General features: G+C 54.4%; 17 protein-coding genes. 8 read left to right on the forward strand and 9 right to left on the reverse strand.

Features of this window, described 5'->3' with window-relative positions; translation table 11 throughout:
- Nucleotides 1-68: 68 nt before the first annotated feature.
- Complete coding sequence (gene gmhB, locus VF709_RS09945) at nucleotides 69-635, reverse strand: D-glycero-beta-D-manno-heptose 1,7-bisphosphate 7-phosphatase (protein WP_020688563.1); 567 nt, start codon at nucleotides 633-635, stop codon at nucleotides 69-71.
- A 188-nt stretch (nucleotides 636-823) separates the two neighbouring features.
- Here gmhB and metN point away from each other — a divergent pair, with 188 nt between their 5' ends.
- From metN to proS, 6 genes are all read left to right on the forward strand, one after another.
- Nucleotides 824-1,855 carry a methionine ABC transporter ATP-binding protein MetN gene (metN, locus tag VF709_RS09950; protein ID WP_023621751.1) on the forward strand — a complete coding sequence of 344 codons (1,032 nt, stop codon included), beginning with the start codon at nucleotides 824-826 and terminating at the stop codon, nucleotides 1,853-1,855.
- Nucleotides 1,848-2,501: a methionine ABC transporter permease MetI gene (locus VF709_RS09955; protein ID WP_003856130.1), complete on the forward strand. Its 654-nt coding sequence runs from the start codon at nucleotides 1,848-1,850 to the stop codon at nucleotides 2,499-2,501. The genes metN and VF709_RS09955 overlap by 8 nt, the downstream gene beginning before the upstream one ends.
- Before the next feature lie 41 nt (nucleotides 2,502-2,542).
- On the forward strand, nucleotides 2,543-3,358 hold the full coding sequence (gene metQ, locus VF709_RS09960) for a methionine ABC transporter substrate-binding lipoprotein MetQ (protein WP_013095678.1): 816 nt from the start codon (nucleotides 2,543-2,545) through the stop codon (nucleotides 3,356-3,358).
- Between the two features lie 106 nt (nucleotides 3,359-3,464).
- Nucleotides 3,465-3,869 (forward strand): Rcs stress response system protein RcsF, encoded by a 405-nt coding sequence (gene rcsF, locus VF709_RS09965; protein ID WP_014830728.1) that lies wholly within the window; start codon nucleotides 3,465-3,467, stop codon nucleotides 3,867-3,869.
- Nucleotides 3,866-4,573 (forward strand): tRNA (N6-threonylcarbamoyladenosine(37)-N6)-methyltransferase TrmO, encoded by a 708-nt coding sequence (gene tsaA, locus VF709_RS09970; protein ID WP_029883821.1) that lies wholly within the window; start codon nucleotides 3,866-3,868, stop codon nucleotides 4,571-4,573. The genes rcsF and tsaA overlap by 4 nt, the downstream gene beginning before the upstream one ends.
- 112 nt (nucleotides 4,574-4,685) lie before the next feature.
- Nucleotides 4,686-6,404 (forward strand): proline--tRNA ligase, encoded by a 1,719-nt coding sequence (proS, locus tag VF709_RS09975; protein WP_020688559.1) that lies wholly within the window; start codon nucleotides 4,686-4,688, stop codon nucleotides 6,402-6,404.
- A gap of 48 nt (nucleotides 6,405-6,452) precedes the next feature.
- Here the strand turns inward: proS and nlpE are convergent, their stop codons facing one another.
- From nlpE to VF709_RS09990, 3 genes are read right to left on the reverse strand one after another with little or no spacing between them, the layout of a single operon-like run.
- A complete protein-coding gene (gene nlpE, locus VF709_RS09980; protein WP_440231467.1) occupies nucleotides 6,453-7,151 on the reverse strand; it encodes an envelope stress response activation lipoprotein NlpE in 699 nt (232 codons plus the stop codon).
- Between the two features lie 33 nt (nucleotides 7,152-7,184).
- Nucleotides 7,185-7,607, reverse strand: coding sequence for an alternative ribosome rescue aminoacyl-tRNA hydrolase ArfB (arfB, locus tag VF709_RS09985; protein ID WP_020688557.1), 423 nt, complete (start codon nucleotides 7,605-7,607; stop codon nucleotides 7,185-7,187).
- Complete coding sequence (locus VF709_RS09990; RefSeq protein ID WP_020688556.1) at nucleotides 7,604-8,149, reverse strand: YaeQ family protein; 546 nt, start codon at nucleotides 8,147-8,149, stop codon at nucleotides 7,604-7,606. Before VF709_RS09990 ends, arfB begins: the two co-directional genes overlap by 4 nt.
- Nucleotides 8,150-8,345: 196 nt before the next feature.
- Here VF709_RS09990 and VF709_RS09995 point away from each other — a divergent pair, with 196 nt between their 5' ends.
- Both VF709_RS09995 and rof read left to right on the forward strand, forming a co-directional pair.
- Entirely contained in the window at nucleotides 8,346-8,546 is a 201-nt protein-coding gene (locus VF709_RS09995) for a YaeP family protein (protein WP_008501889.1), read from the forward strand.
- Entirely contained in the window at nucleotides 8,533-8,793 is a 261-nt protein-coding gene (gene rof / locus VF709_RS10000) for a Rho-binding antiterminator (RefSeq protein ID WP_014830722.1), read from the forward strand. The genes VF709_RS09995 and rof overlap by 14 nt, the downstream gene beginning before the upstream one ends.
- Before the next feature lie 28 nt (nucleotides 8,794-8,821).
- Here the strand turns inward: rof and tilS are convergent, their stop codons facing one another.
- The 5 genes from tilS to dnaE form a co-directional block, all read right to left on the reverse strand.
- Nucleotides 8,822-10,108, reverse strand: a complete 1,287-nt coding sequence (tilS, locus tag VF709_RS10005) for a tRNA lysidine(34) synthetase TilS (RefSeq protein ID WP_149896556.1) — start codon at nucleotides 10,106-10,108, stop codon at nucleotides 8,822-8,824.
- A gap of 58 nt (nucleotides 10,109-10,166) precedes the next feature.
- On the reverse strand, nucleotides 10,167-10,556 hold the full coding sequence (locus VF709_RS10010; RefSeq protein ID WP_013095668.1) for a VOC family protein: 390 nt from the start codon (nucleotides 10,554-10,556) through the stop codon (nucleotides 10,167-10,169).
- A 65-nt stretch (nucleotides 10,557-10,621) separates the two neighbouring features.
- The gene (locus VF709_RS10015) at nucleotides 10,622-12,754 is read right to left on the reverse strand and encodes a lysine decarboxylase LdcC (protein WP_029883819.1); all 2,133 of its coding nucleotides are present in this window, start codon (nucleotides 12,752-12,754) and stop codon (nucleotides 10,622-10,624) included.
- Nucleotides 12,755-12,854: 100 nt separating this feature from the next.
- Complete coding sequence (gene accA / locus VF709_RS10020; RefSeq protein ID WP_013095666.1) at nucleotides 12,855-13,814, reverse strand: acetyl-CoA carboxylase carboxyl transferase subunit alpha; 960 nt, start codon at nucleotides 13,812-13,814, stop codon at nucleotides 12,855-12,857.
- Between the two features lie 12 nt (nucleotides 13,815-13,826).
- A complete protein-coding gene (gene dnaE, locus VF709_RS10025; RefSeq protein ID WP_013095665.1) occupies nucleotides 13,827-17,309 on the reverse strand; it encodes a DNA polymerase III subunit alpha in 3,483 nt (1,160 codons plus the stop codon).
- Nucleotides 17,310-17,330 lie beyond the last annotated feature (21 nt).

A 17,330-nucleotide genomic window follows, 5' to 3' on the forward strand; every position in this document is an offset into this window, starting at 1 on the left:
GGCCTCCGGGGAATGACAAGCGGAAATATGCATTTTTATTTCAACCGCTCATCTTTTCACCAAAAAGCCTATTTTTGGTGCTTTTTGATCGCTTCAGGCAGCTCGGCCAGGCTATTAATCACCCAATCCGCTGCAGTCTCTGCTTCTGGCGTCACGGGTTTGCCGGTGCGAACTAATACTTTGGTACCCACACCCGCCGCGGTTGCCGCCTGCATATCTTCCATTTTATCGCCCACCATATAAGAAGCGGCCATATCAATATGCAAAAATTCCTGCGCCGAGATAAACATCCCCGGGTGCGGCTTACGGCAATCACAGGTCTGGCGATACTCTTCTACCGTTCCCTGCGGGTGATGAGGACAATAATAGATGCCATCAAGATCAACACCGCGGTCGGCAAGAGACCAGTCCATCCATTCCGTCAGCGTTTCGAATTGCGCTTCGGTAAATTTGCCACGCGCGATACCAGACTGGTTGGTGACAACCACCAGCGCATAGCCCATCTCTTTTAGCTGGCGCATGGCATCGATAACGCCTTCGATAAATTCGAACTCGTCAATCTCGTGAACATAACCGTGATCCACATTAATAGTGCCATCACGATCGAGAAAAATTGCGGGTACTGATTTTGCCACCGGTTTGCTCCTGAAAAAGGCGTGTTCAGCTAGTATCTCATGAATCGCAGCGCAATAAAGTGCTCATCGCACAGAGTTGGATTGATTTAGACGTCTGGATGCCTTAACATCCGTTTTGTTTACGGGCATCACCCGTATCTGGCAGACGAAAATGCCACGGCTAACTTACATACGATAAAAATAATCTAATGATTAAACTTTCCAATATCACCAAAGTGTTCCAGCAGGGGAACCGAACCATTCAGGCGCTGAACAATGTCAGCCTGCATGTTCCTGCTGGTCAGATTTATGGCGTCATTGGCGCATCGGGTGCAGGTAAAAGTACACTGATCCGTTGTGTTAACCTGCTTGAGCGCCCAACCCAGGGCAGCGTAGAAGTTGGCGGACAAGAACTGACCGCGCTCTCAGAAAAAGAACTGACCAAAGCGCGTCGCCAGATTGGCATGATCTTCCAGCACTTTAACCTGCTGGCGTCACGCACGGTGTTCGGCAACGTCGCCTTACCGCTGGAGCTCGACAACACGCCTAAAGATGAGGTTAAGCGTCGCGTAACCGAGCTGCTGGATCTCGTGGGTCTGGGTGATAAACATGATAGCTACCCGGCCAATCTGTCTGGCGGACAAAAACAGCGTGTAGCCATTGCCCGTGCGCTGGCAAGCAATCCCAAAGTGCTGCTGTGCGATGAAGCCACCAGCGCATTAGACCCGGCCACCACCCGTTCTATTCTGGAACTGCTGAAAGACATTAACCGTCGTCTCGGCCTGACGATCCTCCTTATTACCCACGAGATGGATGTCGTAAAACGCATCTGTGACTGTGTTGCCGTGATCAGCAACGGTGAACTGATTGAGCAGGACACGGTAAGTGAAGTGTTTTCACATCCCAAGACCCCGCTGGCGCAGCAATTTATTCAGTCCACACTGCATCTGGATATTCCGGAAGATTATCTGGAACGTTTGAAAACCGAACCCACGACGGACAGCGTCCCGATGCTGCGAATGGAGTTCACCGGTCAGTCCGTTGATGCCCCGCTGCTTTCCGAAACCGCGCGCCGCTTCAATGTGAACAACAACATCATCAGCGCGCAGATGGATTACGCCGGTGGCGTGAAGTTCGGCATCATGCTGACGGAAATGCACGGCACACAAGAAGAAACCCAGGCGGCAATTGCCTGGCTGCAAGAACATCACGTAAAAATAGAGGTACTGGGTTATGTCTGAGCCGATGATGTGGCTGCTGGTTCGCGGCGTTTGGGAAACGCTGGCAATGACCTTTGTATCCGGTTTCTTTGGTTTTGTGATTGGCCTGCCGGTCGGCGTACTGCTGTACGTGACGCGTCCGGGTCAAATCATTGAGAACGCGAAGTTGTACCGTACGCTCTCTGCGCTGGTGAATATCTTCCGTTCTATCCCGTTTATTATTCTGCTGGTATGGATGATTCCATTCACCCGCGTGATTGTCGGCACCTCTATTGGTCTGCAGGCGGCCATTGTTCCCCTGACGGTCGGCGCCGCGCCGTTTATCGCGCGTATGGTGGAAAACGCCCTGCTTGAAATTCCAACCGGGTTGATCGAAGCTTCCCGCGCAATGGGCGCCACACCGATGCAGATCGTGCGCAAGGTTCTGCTGCCGGAAGCACTGCCAGGCCTGGTGAATGCGGCAACCATTACGCTTATCACCCTGGTCGGTTATTCCGCGATGGGCGGTGCCGTTGGCGCTGGCGGTTTAGGCCAAATTGGTTACCAGTACGGCTATATTGGTTATAACGCTACCGTAATGAATACCGTTCTGGTATTGCTGGTTGTACTGGTTTATCTCATCCAGTTCTCTGGCGATCGCATCGTCCGGGCTGTTACGCACAAATAACGTTACACACAACACAAACTCGACGAGTTAAGGATAAAAACATGGCGTTTAAATTAAAGACCTTTGCTGCAGCAGGCGCGCTGATCGGCTCTCTGGCACTGGTGGGTTGTGGTCAGGACGAAAAAGATCCAAACCACATTAAAGTGGGCGTTATCGTGGGTGCAGAACAGCAGGTTGCTGAAACTGCTCAGAAAGTGGCAAAAGAGAAGTATGGCCTTGATGTTGAGCTGGTGACCTTCAACGATTACGTTCTGCCGAACGAAGCGCTGAGCAAAGGCGATATTGACGCCAACGCCTTCCAGCACAAACCGTACCTGGATCAGCAGATTAAGGATCGCGGCTACAAACTGGTTGCTGTGGGTAACACCTTCGTTTACCCAATCGCGGGCTACTCCAAGAAGATTAAATCGCTGGACGAACTGCAGCCAGGCTCTCAGGTTGCTGTGCCAAACGATCCAACTAACCTGGGCCGCTCCCTGCTGCTGCTGCAGAAAGTGGGCCTGATTAAACTGAAAGACGGCGTTGGCCTGCTGCCGACCGTTCTCGACGTGACCGAGAACCCGAAAAATCTGAAAATTGTTGAGCTGGAAGCGCCACAGCTGCCACGCTCTCTGGACGATGCGCAGATCGCCCTGGCTGTTATCAACACTACCTACGCCAGCCAGATTGGCCTGACCCCGGCAAAAGACGGCATCTTTGTGGAAGACAAAGATTCCCCGTACGTTAACCTGATCGTGACCCGTGAAGACAACAAAGACGCGGAAAACGTGAAGAAATTCGTTCAGGCTTATCAGTCTGAAGAAGTTTACCAGGAAGCCAACAAAGTGTTTAACGGCGGCGCGGTTAAAGGCTGGTAATCTGACCTCAGTGTAATATCATCAAGACGGGCTTCTGCCCGTCTTGTCATTTGTGCAGTCAACTGATTCAATATCTGACGTTTTGATTATCCACTGAGGAATTATTATGCGTGCTTTACCGATCTGTCTTTTAGCACTGATGCTGAGCGGCTGTTCTATGCTAAGCAGATCTCCAGTTGAACCCGTTCAAAGCACTGCAACCCCGCCAAAAGCAGAGCCCGTTAAACCTAAAGCGCCTCGCCCTGCGCCGGTACGTATCATTACCAAAGCCGACGAACTTGTGGGCAAGCCTTTCCGTGAGCTCGGTGAGGTGAGCGGTGAATCCTGTCAGGCTACCAATCAGGACTCCCCACCCAACATTCCGACAGCCCGTAAACGTATGCAGATCAACGCGGCCAAAATGAAAGCTAACGCGGTACTGTTGCACAGCTGTGAAGTCACCAGCGGGACACCCGGCTGCTATCGTCAGGCGGTGTGTATTGGTTCGGCGCTGACCATTTCGGCGAAATGAGTGCCTTTCATTTCGAACAGATAGGCGTTATCCGCTCTCCTTACAAAGAGAAGTTTGCCGTACCACGCCAGCCGGGTCTGGTCACCAGCGGCAGCGGTGAACTTCACTTGATTGCGCCCTATAATCAGGCCGATGCGGTGCGCGGGCTTGAGGCGTTCAGCCATTTATGGGTTGTTTTTGTGTTTCACCAGACGATGGACGGTGGCTGGCGTCCTACGGTGCGCCCTCCTCGTCTGGGCGGAAATGCCCGGATGGGGGTATTCGCGACCCGCTCAACCTTTCGTCCAAACCCGATCGGCATGTCGCTGGTTGAACTGAAAGATATACGCTGTCAGAAAGATCAGGTGATACTGGAGTTAGGCAGCCTTGACCTGGTTGATGGCACCCCGGTTATCGACATTAAACCCTATCTGCCTTTTGCCGAAGCGTTGCCAGATGCCCGGGCCAGCTACGCCCAGCAAGCACCGCAGGCGGATATGCCTGTTCACTTTACGCCAGAACTGCTTACGCAACTTGGCCAACTGGAAAAGCGCTATCCCCGTTTGCGGGACTTTATCGTAGATGTTCTGGCGCAGGATCCGCGTCCAGCCTACCGTAAAGAAGAGGAAGCCGGGAAAACCTACGCCGTCTGGCTGCTGGATTTTAATGTCCGCTGGCGCGTGACAGAGACCGGTTTTGAAGTGTTTGCCCTGGAACCCAGGTAATTTTCTTCTCCTCTCTTTTGGCATCTTTGCCACACTGGTAAACTAAACCACTTTTTTTGTGTCAGGCTGGCGTTTCAGCCTGTTCCAATCGTCGAAATGGAACCGTAACAACATGCGTACTAGCCAATATCTGCTCTCCACACTGAAGGAGACACCTGCCGACGCCGAAGTCATCAGCCACCAGCTGATGCTGCGCGCCGGGATGATCCGCAAGCTGGCCTCCGGGTTGTACACCTGGCTGCCGACCGGCGTGCGCGTCCTGAAAAAAGTCGAAAACATCGTGCGTGAAGAGATGAATAACGCCGGTGCTATCGAGGTGTCCATGCCCGTGGTTCAGCCCGCTGACCTGTGGCAGGAGAGCGGCCGTTGGGAGCAATATGGCCCTGAACTGCTGCGCTTCGTTGACCGTGGCGAGCGTCCGTTCGTCCTCGGCCCGACGCATGAAGAAGTGATCACCGATCTGATTCGCAATGAGCTGAGCTCTTACAAACAGCTGCCGCTGAACTTCTTCCAGATCCAGACCAAGTTCCGTGACGAAGTTCGCCCACGTTTCGGCGTTATGCGTTCTCGCGAATTCCTGATGAAAGATGCTTACTCTTTCCATACTTCTCAGGAATCTCTGCAAGAGACCTACGACAAAATGTACGAGGCTTACAGCAAAATCTTCTCCCGCATGGGTCTGGATTTCCGTGCTGTGCAGGCCGATACCGGCTCTATCGGTGGTAGCGCGTCCCATGAGTTCCAGGTTCTGGCGCAGAGCGGTGAAGACGATGTGATCTTCTCTGACTCCTCTGACTACGCGGCAAACATTGAATTTGCTGAAGCTCTGGCACCAAAAGAACCACGCGGCGCGGCAACCCAGGAAATGACGCTGGTTGACACGCCAAATGCCAAAACCATTGCCGAGCTGGTTGAGCAGTTTGCGCTGCCGATCGAAAAAACCGTTAAAACGCTGCTGGTGAAATCCACAGAAGGCAGTGCATACCCGCTGGTTGCCCTGCTGGTACGCGGTGATCACGAGCTGAACGAAGTGAAAGCTGAGAAGCTGCCACAGGTTGCCAGCCCACTGACCTTCGCAACGGAAGCGGAAATCCGCGCCGTCGTAAACGCAGGCCCAGGCTCTCTGGGTCCGGTGAATATGCCTGTGCCTGTTGTGATTGACCGCACGGTTGCGGCGATGAGCGACTTCGCTGCAGGCGCTAACATTGATGGTAAACACTACTTTGGCATCAACTGGGATCGCGATGTGGCAACGCCAGAAGTGGCGGATATTCGCAACGTCGTTGCAGGCGATCCAAGCCCGGATGGCCAGGGCACCCTGATGATTAAACGCGGCATCGAAGTGGGCCATATCTTCCAGTTGGGCGATAAATATTCCCGTGCGCTGAACGCTGCCGTTCAGGGTGAAGATGGCCGTAACCAGATCCTGACCATGGGTTGCTACGGTATTGGGGTCACGCGCGTGGTAGCTGCGGCGATTGAGCAGAACTACGACGAGCGTGGCATTGTCTGGCCGGATAACATCGCGCCGTTCCAGGTAGCGATCCTGCCAATGAACATGCACAAGTCTTACCGTGTGCAGGAGCTGGCTGAGAAACTGTACGCAGAGCTGCGCGCGCAGGGTATCGAAGTGCTGATGGACGACCGTAAAGAACGTCCGGGCGTGATGTTTGCTGATATGGAACTGATTGGTATTCCTCATACCATCGTTATCGGTGACCGTAACCTCGACAGCGACGAGATTGAATATAAATACCGTCGTAGCGGCGAAAAACAGATGATTAAGACCGGTGATATCCTTGATTACCTGGTAAAAGCCATCAAAGGTTAAATAAAAAACCCCGCTCAGGCGGGGTTTTTTCATGGCGCAAAGCCAGCGTTATTTACTGTTACAGTCTTTGCCTGCCGCGAACTTCGCATCTTTATCTGCCACAAGGGTTTTCACCAACTCGCCGCTATCCGGGTTTGGCTCCAGCGTAAAGTGACCGTCGACCGTCAATAATACCGGCTTACTGTCATTTCCGCGTGCGACCGCATAATCCCGTTCCAGCTGGGCATTGTTCGCCACGCTCACTTTCTTACCCGTTGCGCATTCTGTAAAGATGGCCGCATCAGCCATATAGAAATACATGCCCCGCATCGGCATCGGCGTGGCCGGCAGCGCCGCTTTCACCGGAGCCAGCGTGTAGTTGAACTGGGATTCAATCGGGTTGCCTTCACGGTCGAGCATCTCCATCCCCTCGCCTTTGGCGCGGAAATACGTTTTCTCGCCGCTCGTATCGGTCAACACCAGCTTCTCGGCCGTGCGTGCCCATGTCCCGTAAGTCGCAAAAGAGGAGGGTTCTTTCGCGCCCTGATACCGCTGATTCATGACCCACGTACCGTCTTTTTGCAGGAACAGCGACGTCTCAATGCCTTCACAGTCGGCACAAGGCAGTACGCCGCGCCAGCTCTGCTGCATTGGCTTTAACTCTTCATTCTGCGTGGGCTGCAGGATCTGCGTTTCCGAACGGTTGTTACATCCGAAAAGCGCAAAGAGCGTACTCACTGCCAACGCTGACCATAATGCTTTTTTCACAATGAATTCCTTATGAAATAGTGTTCCTTTTCGTCAATCCAAAGGGCGACGAACTTTACCGCGTAGTGCTTTCACTGTGGATTTCTGAGCCTTTGACGACAACCGACGCTCTTTCGATGCGCGGGTTGGCCGCGTTGCCCGACGGCTTTTTTGCACCGCAGTTAATTCTTTTATCACCGCCACCAGTCTGGCAATTGCCGCTTCCCGGTTTAACTCCTGGCTACGGTACTCCTGCGCCTTGATCACAATGACACCGTCGCTGGTGATCAGATGATGGCTGGCAGCGAGCAGACTTTCCTTATAATACTCTGGCAGGCTTGAGGCCCGAATGTCAAAGCGCAAATGGATAGCGGTTGAAGCCTTGTTAACGTGCTGTCCCCCCGCCCCCTGCGCACGGATGGCGGTGATCTCCAGCTCATTGTCCGGGATGCTGACGTTTCGGGACAACACGATCATGAAGCAGGCTGCCACGCCGTCAGATGAATTTCCAGATTATTCTGAGAGTCAGAAAGCCAGATAGCGCCGTCCTGGATCGTCGCCTGCAGAGTCATCGTCCGGCTGGCGAATTCGCTCAGCTGCGCCAGTTGTTCATCATCCAGATACCAGACCGTGAGGTTTTTAAACTGACCGCACTTGCTCTTGTTTTGCTGCCACCAGATTTCCGCAGCGCGTTGGTTGTACGCGAATAGCGCCACTTCCGCAGACTGGGTACACGCCTTTTTGAGGCGGCGCTCATCCGGCAGACCAAGTTCAATCCATAAATCGATACCCAGATGATCGTTACGCAGCCAGGCTTCCGGCTCGTCTTCTGCGCTTAAGCCACGGGTAAACTGCAGACGCTCGTCGGCATATTTAATCCACGCCAGCAGGCGCAGCATCATGCGCTCCTGGGTTTCAGAGGGGTGACGCGCCAGCGTCAGTGACGCATCCAGAAACTGGTTGCGGTCAAGGTCAGCCACATTGACCACCGCTTTATAAATTGTCGCTTTCAGCGCCATGGGAGAACCCCTTTCGAATCAGGCGCACATTGTAGCGAAAACAGCGGCAAAAGGCTGTTACGCCGTGATGAATACGGCGCCATCAAGGCTCTGATATTGCTTAAATGAGTATGGTATAGTCACCTTGCTAAACCGAGTTTATCTTCGTAGGCTTAATGATATCTCACAGTAAGTCAGTGCGCTGGCGGGAGGGGATGTGAATAATTATTGTGAGCTAATTCGCAAACGGTATGCGGAAATCGCCAGCGGAGATCTGGGATATGTCCCGGATGCGTTGGGCTGTGTATTGAAAGTGCTTAATGAAGTGGCCTCTGATGAGAGCCTTTCAGAATCGGTCAGGGAAAAAGCAGCGTATGCTGCGGCGAATTTACTGGTGAGCGATTATGTCGATGAATGATACTTATCAACCCATCAATTGTGATGACTATGACAACCTCGAACTCGCCTGCCAGCATCATTTAATACTGACGCTGGAGTTAAAAGATGGCGAAGTGTTGAAGGCGAAAGCCAGCGACCTGGTTTCACGTAAGAATGTGGAATATCTGATAGTGGAAGACGCCGGTGCGACGCGTGAGCTACGCCTGGACAAAATTGCCAGCTTCAGCCACCCGCAAATCGGCACCGTCGTGGTGAGCGAATCCTGATGACACTAACGGGCAGCCTGGCTGCCCGTTACGTTTTCCACTCCAGACTCACGCCCGATTCTGCCCAGCCCTCTTCTGTAATGAATACCCCTGCCGCCGCAATCAGTGTTTCACCGTAAAAAAGTAACGGCGTGGTATCGCGCAACCAGGGCGGCACATTGCACTCCTGCCAGATTTTTTTGAGCTTCCTTCCACCGTTACGTCCGACAATGTGCAGCATACCGCTGGCCTTAAAGCGCACGGTGACCGGTTCTTCGGCTTTCGGTAAACGCACATGGCCTGGCGTCTCCAGAGACAAGCTTCCCATATCCCAGGGCAACAGCAGCGGTTTCGCAGGCGATGGCCAGCCGAGCACCACATCTGCAAGCGAGGGGGCCGATTTCACCCACCACAGCTGGCCTTTATAGCGCCTGACGTCAAAACCGTTCAGGTGCACGCACGGCGTTGCATCCTCCCGCGCCTGGGCGACTTCGTCCCAGATACGTCCCAGCATGGCACGCGATGGCATCGTTGCACGGTGAGAGGCCAGCCAACGGCGCAGCAGCGCGGCCCGACGAACCGGACTCATCGCCTCCAGCGGTGCGATCGCCAACGCCCCGTTTACCGAAATCAGTTCAGCCAGTTCTTCACTCAGCAGTTCATCCAGCAGGCTCTCCTGTTCGGCACACAGCAGGGCGCTTCGTGCTGTTGCGTCTGCAAAGTGCGGCCAGCGTGCGGTCAGTAACGGCAAAACACGCAGACGCAGGAAATTACGATCGTAGCCATCGTCCTGATTGCTCTCATCTTCAATCCAGCTCAGCTGATATTGCTGCGCCCAGGCTTCCAGCGATGCGCGCGACTCGCCAAGCAGCGGACGCAATAATTGCGTCCCGGCAAAATCAGAGCGTTCAGGCATGGCGGAGAGCCCCGCCGGGCCACTTCCCCGTTTTAACGCCAGCAAGAAGGTTTCGCACTGGTCGTCAAGGTGCTGTGCCGTGACCAGCGCTTCGCCGGGTTGTAATGCCGCGGTAAATGCGGCATAGCGCGCTTTACGCGCGTGCGCTTCAATACCGAGCCCTTCATCTCTGAGCACCACCCGTTTAATCTCAAGCGGGATCGCCCAGGCCGAGCACACCGCTTCACAGTGCGCAACCCAGGCGTCGGCATGAGGACTCAGCCCATGATGGATATGCATCGCCCGGAGCTGAACGTCAGGCTGTTGATCGCGCCAGAGTTTGAGGCGATGGAGCAACACCGTGGAATCCAGGCCACCGCTAAATCCCACCAGCAGCTGGCGGTACGGTGAAACGGCTTGCGCAATAGCGGGTAGGGTCATAGAGAATTACACATAAAAAATGCCCGAACAGAGCGGGCATTATCACACAGGATGGCGCTTACTGCTGGTAAAGCTCCAGCGGAAGACCGTCCGGATCGTTGAAAAAAGTAAAACGCTTGTCGGTAAACGGATCGACACGAATCGCTTCGCACTTCACGCCATGCTCTTCAAGATGTTTTACCGCACGGTCAAGATCATCCACGCTAAAAGCCAGATGGCGCAGGCCGCAGGCTTCCGGACGGGACGGACGCGCAGGTGGGAAAGGAAAAGAGAAAAGTTCAATGACATACTGCCCGTTTAACGCCAGATCGCCTTTCCAGGAGTCGCGCTCCACACGATAGGCCTCGCTTAACAGCGTAAAGCCCAGAATGTCGCAATAAAAGGCCTTACTTTTGGCGTAATCGGTGGCAATGATCGCAATATGATGAACCTGTTTTAAACCCAGCATAGCTTCTCCTTTTTATGATGCCTGAACGTTACAACCGAAAACCCGCCACTGGCAAGCAGCCACCTTTATTTTAGGACTCGCACCCAGTAAACCCCATTTTCATCACGTTTCGCACCGTGGATATCCGTCTCGAAGCCCGGGTAGTGACGCCCCACAGAACAGAGCATCAGCAGAAAATCGAGCACCGCACGGCTCTCTTCGGTGATCATCTCTCCCGGCATCAGCAGCGGTACGCCCGGTGGATAAGGCAGGATCATATTGGCCGAGACGCGTCCCACCAGATTTTCCAGCTCAACGGTTTCTACCTCCCCTTTCACCTGTCGCTGCCAGGCTTTGTGCGGCGTCAGTTTCATCTCAGGCAAGACGTCAAACGCCTGCAGCATCAGGCGCGGCAGATCGTGCTGGCGGATCAGTTTGTGGATCCCCTGGGCCAGATCCTGTATACGCATATTGCGATAAAAATCAGGATCCTCCGCATAGAGATCCGGCAGCATGTTCTTCACGCGCAGGTTCAGATCGTACGCACGCTTAAACTCCATCAGCCCACGTAGCAAACCCATCGCGCGGGTTTTATCAATCCCAATGCTGAACAGGAACAACAGGTTATACGGTCCGGTTTTCTCCACCACCACGCCGCGCTCATCAAGGAATTTCGCCACCAGCGCGGCCGGAATACCTTCGTCGCTCATGTTACCCTGTTCATCCATGCCCGGCGTCAGGATTGTTACTTTTACCGGGTCGAGGAACATGTGGTCGGCATCGGCATCACGGAAGCCGTGCCACTCTTCACCCGGCGCGACCGGCCAGCACTCCGCCTCGTCAATCTCTTCCGGCTGCCAGATATCAAAGAACCAGCCCTCAGCCTCATCTTTTAACCGCTGAACCTCTTTGCGGAAATGCAGCGCGCGCTCTACAGAGCGATTGATAAGACGTTTACCCGGATTGCCGCGCAGCATCGCCGCAGCCGTTTCAATGGAGGCCACCAGCGGATAACTTGGTGAGGTGGTGGTGTGCATCATAAACGCTTCGTTAAACGTCTCTTCGTCGTACTCACCTTTGATATGGATAAGCGAGGCCTGGGAAAACGCAGCCAGCATTTTGTGCGTCGATTGCGTTTCGAAAAACACTTTGCCCGGCACACGTTCGCCACTCATTCCACTTTTACCCGCGTAGATGGGGTGAAAATTGGTATAAGGCACCCACGCGGAATCAAAGTGGATCGAGGGGACATCCAGCGTCTGTTTGATCCAGTTGGTGTTATACAGCAATCCGTCATAGGTGGAGTTGGTGATCACCGCGTGGATCGGCCAGCTTGCGCCGGGGATCGCCGCCACCTTATTTTCTATGGCTGAATGGGTGAATTCACGGCGCGGAATTCCCCCCAGGATCCCCAGCGCGTTACGCGTGGGTGACAGCCAGAGCGGTACGACATCGCTCATCATCAGCAGATGCGCCAGCGACTTATGGCAGTTACGGTCGATCAGTAACGTACTTCCGGCCGGGGCGGCATACATGCCGACGATTTTGTTTGACGTCGACGTACCGTTGGTCACCATATAGCTCTGCTCGGCCCCAAAGGTGCGGGCAATGTACTCTTCGGCTTCAAGGTGTGGACCGGTGTGATCCAGCAATGAGCCAAGCTCGGTAACCGAAATCGATACATCCGCTTTCAGGGTGTTGCCGCCGAAGAAATCATAGAACAGGCAGCCAACCGGGCTTTTTTGATAAGCCGTCCCCGCCATATGACCAGGCGTGCAAAAGGTGTACTTCCCTTCCTTCACATAGGTAAACAGCGCCCGGGTAAACGGCGGCGTGATGTTATCCAGATACTCGCCGGTATATTGCTGAATGCGGGCCGCAATATCTTCGGCCACGCCGAGTGAGTATTCGAAAAACCACAGCGCCATCCGCATATCCTGGGCACTGACGTCCATGGTCGAGTGGGTATTGATAAACGCATACAGCGGGAGATATTCATTCAGCTTGTTGATATCGCTGCACAGCTCCAGGTCGTACTCATCCCAGTCGAAGATCACGCCACAGATCCGCGGGTTGTGCTCAATGAACTTCAGCAGGTCAGCGCTGTTGTGCGGCCAGATCAGCTGATAGCCACGTGACTGCAGGGCCTGCTCCAGCTCCTTGATGGGCTCATCTTTATAAAAGACGCCGTGTGGCCCCATAATGGCAATAATATTCACGGGCTTCCTCCTTAAAAAACATTAGCTAAGCATAGCCAGGGTAAACCGCAGGTATAAAAAAAGCCGCAACAGTGTGCGGCTTTTCAGATAATTGTGAAGCTTACGCGTAACCGTAGGTCATCAGACGCTGGTAACGACGATTGAGCAGATCTTCTTTGCTCAGCACATCCAGGTCCGCCAGATCGGCCAGCAGCTGCGCTTTCAGGGAAGCGGCCATCACTTCCGGCTTACGATGCGCACCACCCAGAGGCTCAGGGATGACGGTATCGATCAGCTTCAGCTCTTTCAGGCGTGGGGCAATGATGCCCATCGCTTCTGCAGCCAGAGGCGCTTTATCGGCGCTCTTCCACAGGATAGAGGCACACCCTTCCGGAGAGATAACGGAATAGGTGCTGTACTGCAGCATATTCACTTTATCGCCCACGCCAATCGCCAGCGCACCACCGGAACCACCTTCACCAATAACGGTACAGATGACAGGCACCTTCAGGCGAGACATCTCACGCAGGTTACGTGCGATGGCTTCAGACTGACCGCGCTCTTCCGCGCCCACGCCAGGGTAAGCACCCGGGGTGTCGATAAAGGTGATGATGGGCATATTGAAACGCTCAGCCATCTCCATCAGACGCAGGGCTTTACGGTAGCCTTCTGGTGCCGGCATACCAAAGTTACGACGGATCTTCTCTTTGGTTTCACGGCCTTTCTGATGGCCAATGATCATCACCGGACGTCCATCCAGACGAGCGATACCACCGACGATAGCTTTATCGTCAGCGTAAGCGCGGTCGCCTGCCAGTTCGTCAAATTCGTCAAACGCCAGGCGGACATAATCCAGGGTGTACGGACGCTGTGGGTGACGCGCCAACTGGGCGATCTGCCATGCGCCGAGATCGGCAAAGATTTTGCGCGTCAGTTCTACGCTTTTTTCGCGCAGACGATGCACTTCTTCGTCGATGTTAATATCCAGTTTTTCATCCTGACGGCTTACCGCTGTCAGAGAATCGATTTTCGCTTCCAGCTCAGCAATCGGCTGTTCGAAATCAAGGAAATTCAGACTCATAGTATTCCTGTATTAGTCAAACTCCAGTTCCACCTGCTCCGAACCAATGAGGCCACGGAGATCGTTCAGTAAACGATCGCTCGGAGAGACACGCCACGTTGCACCAAAGCGCAACCGCGCACGTGCATCCGCCCTCTGATAGTAGAGATGTACTGGAATTGTCCCCGAGCGGTGGGGTTCCAGAGACTGACGGAGTCGGTTTAAAAGCTGGTCATCAATTTGCCTGTCCGTCAGCGAGATAGCAAGCCCGCGAGCATATTTTTCCCGGGCTTCGTCAATGTCCATCACTTCGCGGGCGGTCATTTTAAGCCCCCCGCTGAAGTCATCAAAGCTGACCTGTCCGCTGACGATAAGTATGCGGTCTTTTTCCAGCAATTGCTGGTATTTATCCAGCGCGTCGGTGAATAACATCACCTCCAGACGCCCGGAACGGTCATCCAGGGTACAGATGCCGATACGATTGCCGCGCTTGGTGACCATAACCCTTGCAGCAATCACGAGCCCCGCAGCCGTGGTGATTTTACCACGTTCTGTCGGATGCATGTCTTTCAGCCTGTAGCCTCCGACATAGCGCTCAATTTCTTTGATGTACTGATTGATCGGGTGCCCCGTCAGGTACAAGCCTAACGTTTCACGCTCACCATCCAGCACCACCTGTTCTGGCCACGGCAGACAGCTGGCGTAAGACTGCTCGATCTGCTCTGGCTCTTCCGCCAGCACGCCGAACATGTCCGCCTGGCCAATGGCTTCCGCTTTTGCGTGCTGATCCGCGGCTTTCAGCGCGTCGCCAAGCGAGTTCATCAGCGCGGCGCGGTGCGGCCCCAGCCTGTCGAACGCACCGGACATGATCAGTTTTTCCAGCACGCGGCGGTTCAGTTTTTTGGTATCGGTGCGGGCGCAAAGATCAAACAGCTCGCGGAAATAACCACCGTTATTACGCGCTTCGATGATTGCCTCAATCGGCCCTTCACCTACGCCTTTGATCGCGCCGATCCCGTACACAATCTCCCCGTCGTCGTTAACGTGGAAATGGTAAAGACCCGAGTTAATGTCCGGCGGCAGGATCTTCAGTCCCATGCGCCAGCACTCATCCACCAGGCCAACCACCTTCTCGGTGTTATCCATATCGGCGGTCATTACCGCCGCCATAAATTCAGCGGGATAGTGCGCCTTCAGCCACAGGGTTTGATACGACACCAAAGCATAGGCGGCAGAGTGCGATTTGTTAAATCCGTACCCGGCGAATTTCTCCACCAGGTCGAAGATTTTCATTGCCAGCTCGCCGTCAATGCCGTTTTTCTTCGCGCCATCTTCAAAAATAGAGCGCTGCTTGGCCATCTCCTCCGGCTTTTTCTTACCCATTGCACGACGCAGCATATCCGCACCGCCGAGGGTATAGCCGGAGAGCACCTGAGCAATCTGCATGACCTGTTCCTGATACAGGATGATGCCGTAGGTTGGCTCCAGGACCGGCTTCAGGCTTTCGTGCTGCCACTGAACGTCCGGGTAGGAAATCTCTTCCCGACCATGCTTACGGTCGATAAAGTTATCTACCATCCCTGACTGCAGCGGTCCCGGACGGAACAGCGCCACCAGTGCGATCATATCTTCGAAGCAGTCAGGCTGCAGACGTTTAATCAGATCTTTCATGCCACGGGATTCAAGCTGGAAGACCGCGGTGGTCTCCGAGCGCTGCAGCATGTCGAAACTTTTCTTGTCATCCAGCGGGATAGCCGCGATATCCAGCGGCGGCTCGCCGTTCTTCTCGCGGCGGGCGTTGATCATCTCCAGCGCCCAGTTGATGATGGTAAGCGTACGCAGACCGAGGAAGTCGAACTTCACCAGCCCGGCGTATTCAACGTCGTTCTTATCAAACTGGGTAACCGGGTGCTGCCCCGCTTCGTCACAATAGAGCGGCGCAAAGTCGGTAATTTTGGTCGGGGCGATAACCACACCACCCGCGTGTTTACCGGCGTTACGCGTGACGCCTTCCAGCTTACGCGCCATGTCGATCAGCGCTTTGACTTCTTCGTCAGCTTCGTAGATTTCCGGCAGCTGCGGCTCGGCTTCAAACGCTTTTGCCAGCGTCATCCCCGGATCGGGCGGCACCAGCTTAGAGATACGATCGACGAAGCCGTACGGATGCCCCAGCACGCGGCCCACGTCGCGGATAACCGCTTTCGCCGCCATCGTACCGAAGGTAATGATCTGCGATACCGCGTCACGGCCATACATATCCGCCACGTGCTCAATAACCTGGTCACGTTTTTCCATACAGAAGTCGACGTCGAAGTCGGGCATGGAAACACGTTCCGGGTTAAGGAAACGTTCGAACAGCAGGTCAAATTCCAGCGGGTCGAGGTCAGTGATCTTAAGCGCATAGGCCACCAGTGACCCGGCACCGGAACCACGTCCTGGACCAACCGGCACGCCGTTATCCTTCGACCACTGGATAAACTCCATTACGATCAGGAAGTAGCCCGGGAAGCCCATCTGGTTGATAACCTGAAGTTCAATATCCAGGCGCTCGTCATACTCCGGACGACGTTTTTTACGCTCTTCTTCATCCGGGAAAAGGAATTCAAGACGTTCTTCCAGACCTTCTTTGGATTTCATGACCAGGAAGTCTTCCGTGGTCATTTCCCCGGTCGGGAACTGCGGCAGGAAATACTCACCCAAACGCACGGTAACGTTACAGCGCTTGGCGATTTCAACGCTGTTTTCCAGCGCTTCCGGGATGTCAGAGAAGAGTTCACACATCTCCTCTTCGCTGCGCATGTACTGCTGAGCAGAATAATTACGCGGGCGCTTGGGATCGTCGAGGGTGAAGCCATCATGGATCGCCACGCGAATCTCGTGAGCGTCGAAATCCCCGGCCTCAAGGAAGCGTACATCGTTGGTTGCCACCACGGGCAGCCCGCGCGCTTCCGCAAGCGCCACAGCGGCATGGAGATAACTCTCTTCATCCGGGCGACCGGTGCGGATTAGCTCCAGATAATAACGATCCGGGAAGTACTCTTCATAGAATGATACGCACTGATCCACCAGCGCACTATTGCCGCGCAGCAGGCATTTGCCCACATCACCCATGCGGCCGCCGGAGATCAGCAATAACCCTTCGTTCAGCTCCGCCAGCCAGTCCCGGTCAATCCATGGCCCCAGGGCGCCGTAGCCTCGCTGGTAGGCTTTGGAGATTAGCAGGGTGAGATTCTGATAACCCGTGTTGTTCATCGCTAACACGGAAATTTGCGTCATTTCGTCGCCGAGCAGTTCGCTCTGCACATGAAAATCAGCTCCGACGATGGGTTTCATCCCCGCGCCATGCGCCGTTCCGTAGAACTTCACCAAACCACACAGGTTGGTAAAATCGGTGATCGCCAGCGCAGGCATACCCAGTGAGGCCGCCTTTTTTACCAGCGGCCCGGTTTTCGCCAGCCCATCGATCATGGAGTAGTCGCTATGCACCCGCAGGTGTACGAAACGTGGTTCAGCCATCTTCAGATTCCGCGTTACTTA

It is taken from the genome of Enterobacter sp. Lyrl_3 (assembly GCF_051948675.1).
In the GTDB taxonomy this organism is placed as follows: Bacteria; Pseudomonadota; Gammaproteobacteria; order Enterobacterales; family Enterobacteriaceae; genus Enterobacter; species Enterobacter cloacae.

Bases quoted from the DNA above. Each gene is read 5' to 3' on its own strand.
- accA (WP_013095666.1), bottom strand. From the start codon at position 13,814: ATGAGTCTGAATTTCCTTGATTTCGAACAGCCGATTGCTGAGCTGGAA.
- rof (WP_014830722.1), top strand. From the start codon at position 8,533: ATGTCGATGAATGATACTTATCAACCCATCAATTGTGATGACTATGAC.
- tsaA (WP_029883821.1), top strand. From the start codon at position 3,866: ATGAGTGCCTTTCATTTCGAACAGATAGGCGTTATCCGCTCTCCTTAC.
- proS (WP_020688559.1), top strand. From the start codon at position 4,686: ATGCGTACTAGCCAATATCTGCTCTCCACACTGAAGGAGACACCTGCC.
- VF709_RS10010 (WP_013095668.1), bottom strand. From the start codon at position 10,556: ATGCTGGGTTTAAAACAGGTTCATCATATTGCGATCATTGCCACCGAT.
- VF709_RS09990 (WP_020688556.1), bottom strand. From the start codon at position 8,149: ATGGCGCTGAAAGCGACAATTTATAAAGCGGTGGTCAATGTGGCTGAC.
- VF709_RS09955 (WP_003856130.1), top strand. From the start codon at position 1,848: ATGTCTGAGCCGATGATGTGGCTGCTGGTTCGCGGCGTTTGGGAAACG.
- tilS (WP_149896556.1), bottom strand. From the start codon at position 10,108: ATGACCCTACCCGCTATTGCGCAAGCCGTTTCACCGTACCGCCAGCTG.
- arfB (WP_020688557.1), bottom strand. From the start codon at position 7,607: ATGATCGTGTTGTCCCGAAACGTCAGCATCCCGGACAATGAGCTGGAG.
- rcsF (WP_014830728.1), top strand. From the start codon at position 3,465: ATGCGTGCTTTACCGATCTGTCTTTTAGCACTGATGCTGAGCGGCTGT.
- dnaE (WP_013095665.1), bottom strand. From the start codon at position 17,309: ATGGCTGAACCACGTTTCGTACACCTGCGGGTGCATAGCGACTACTCC.
- metQ (WP_013095678.1), top strand. From the start codon at position 2,543: ATGGCGTTTAAATTAAAGACCTTTGCTGCAGCAGGCGCGCTGATCGGC.
- metN (WP_023621751.1), top strand. From the start codon at position 824: ATGATTAAACTTTCCAATATCACCAAAGTGTTCCAGCAGGGGAACCGA.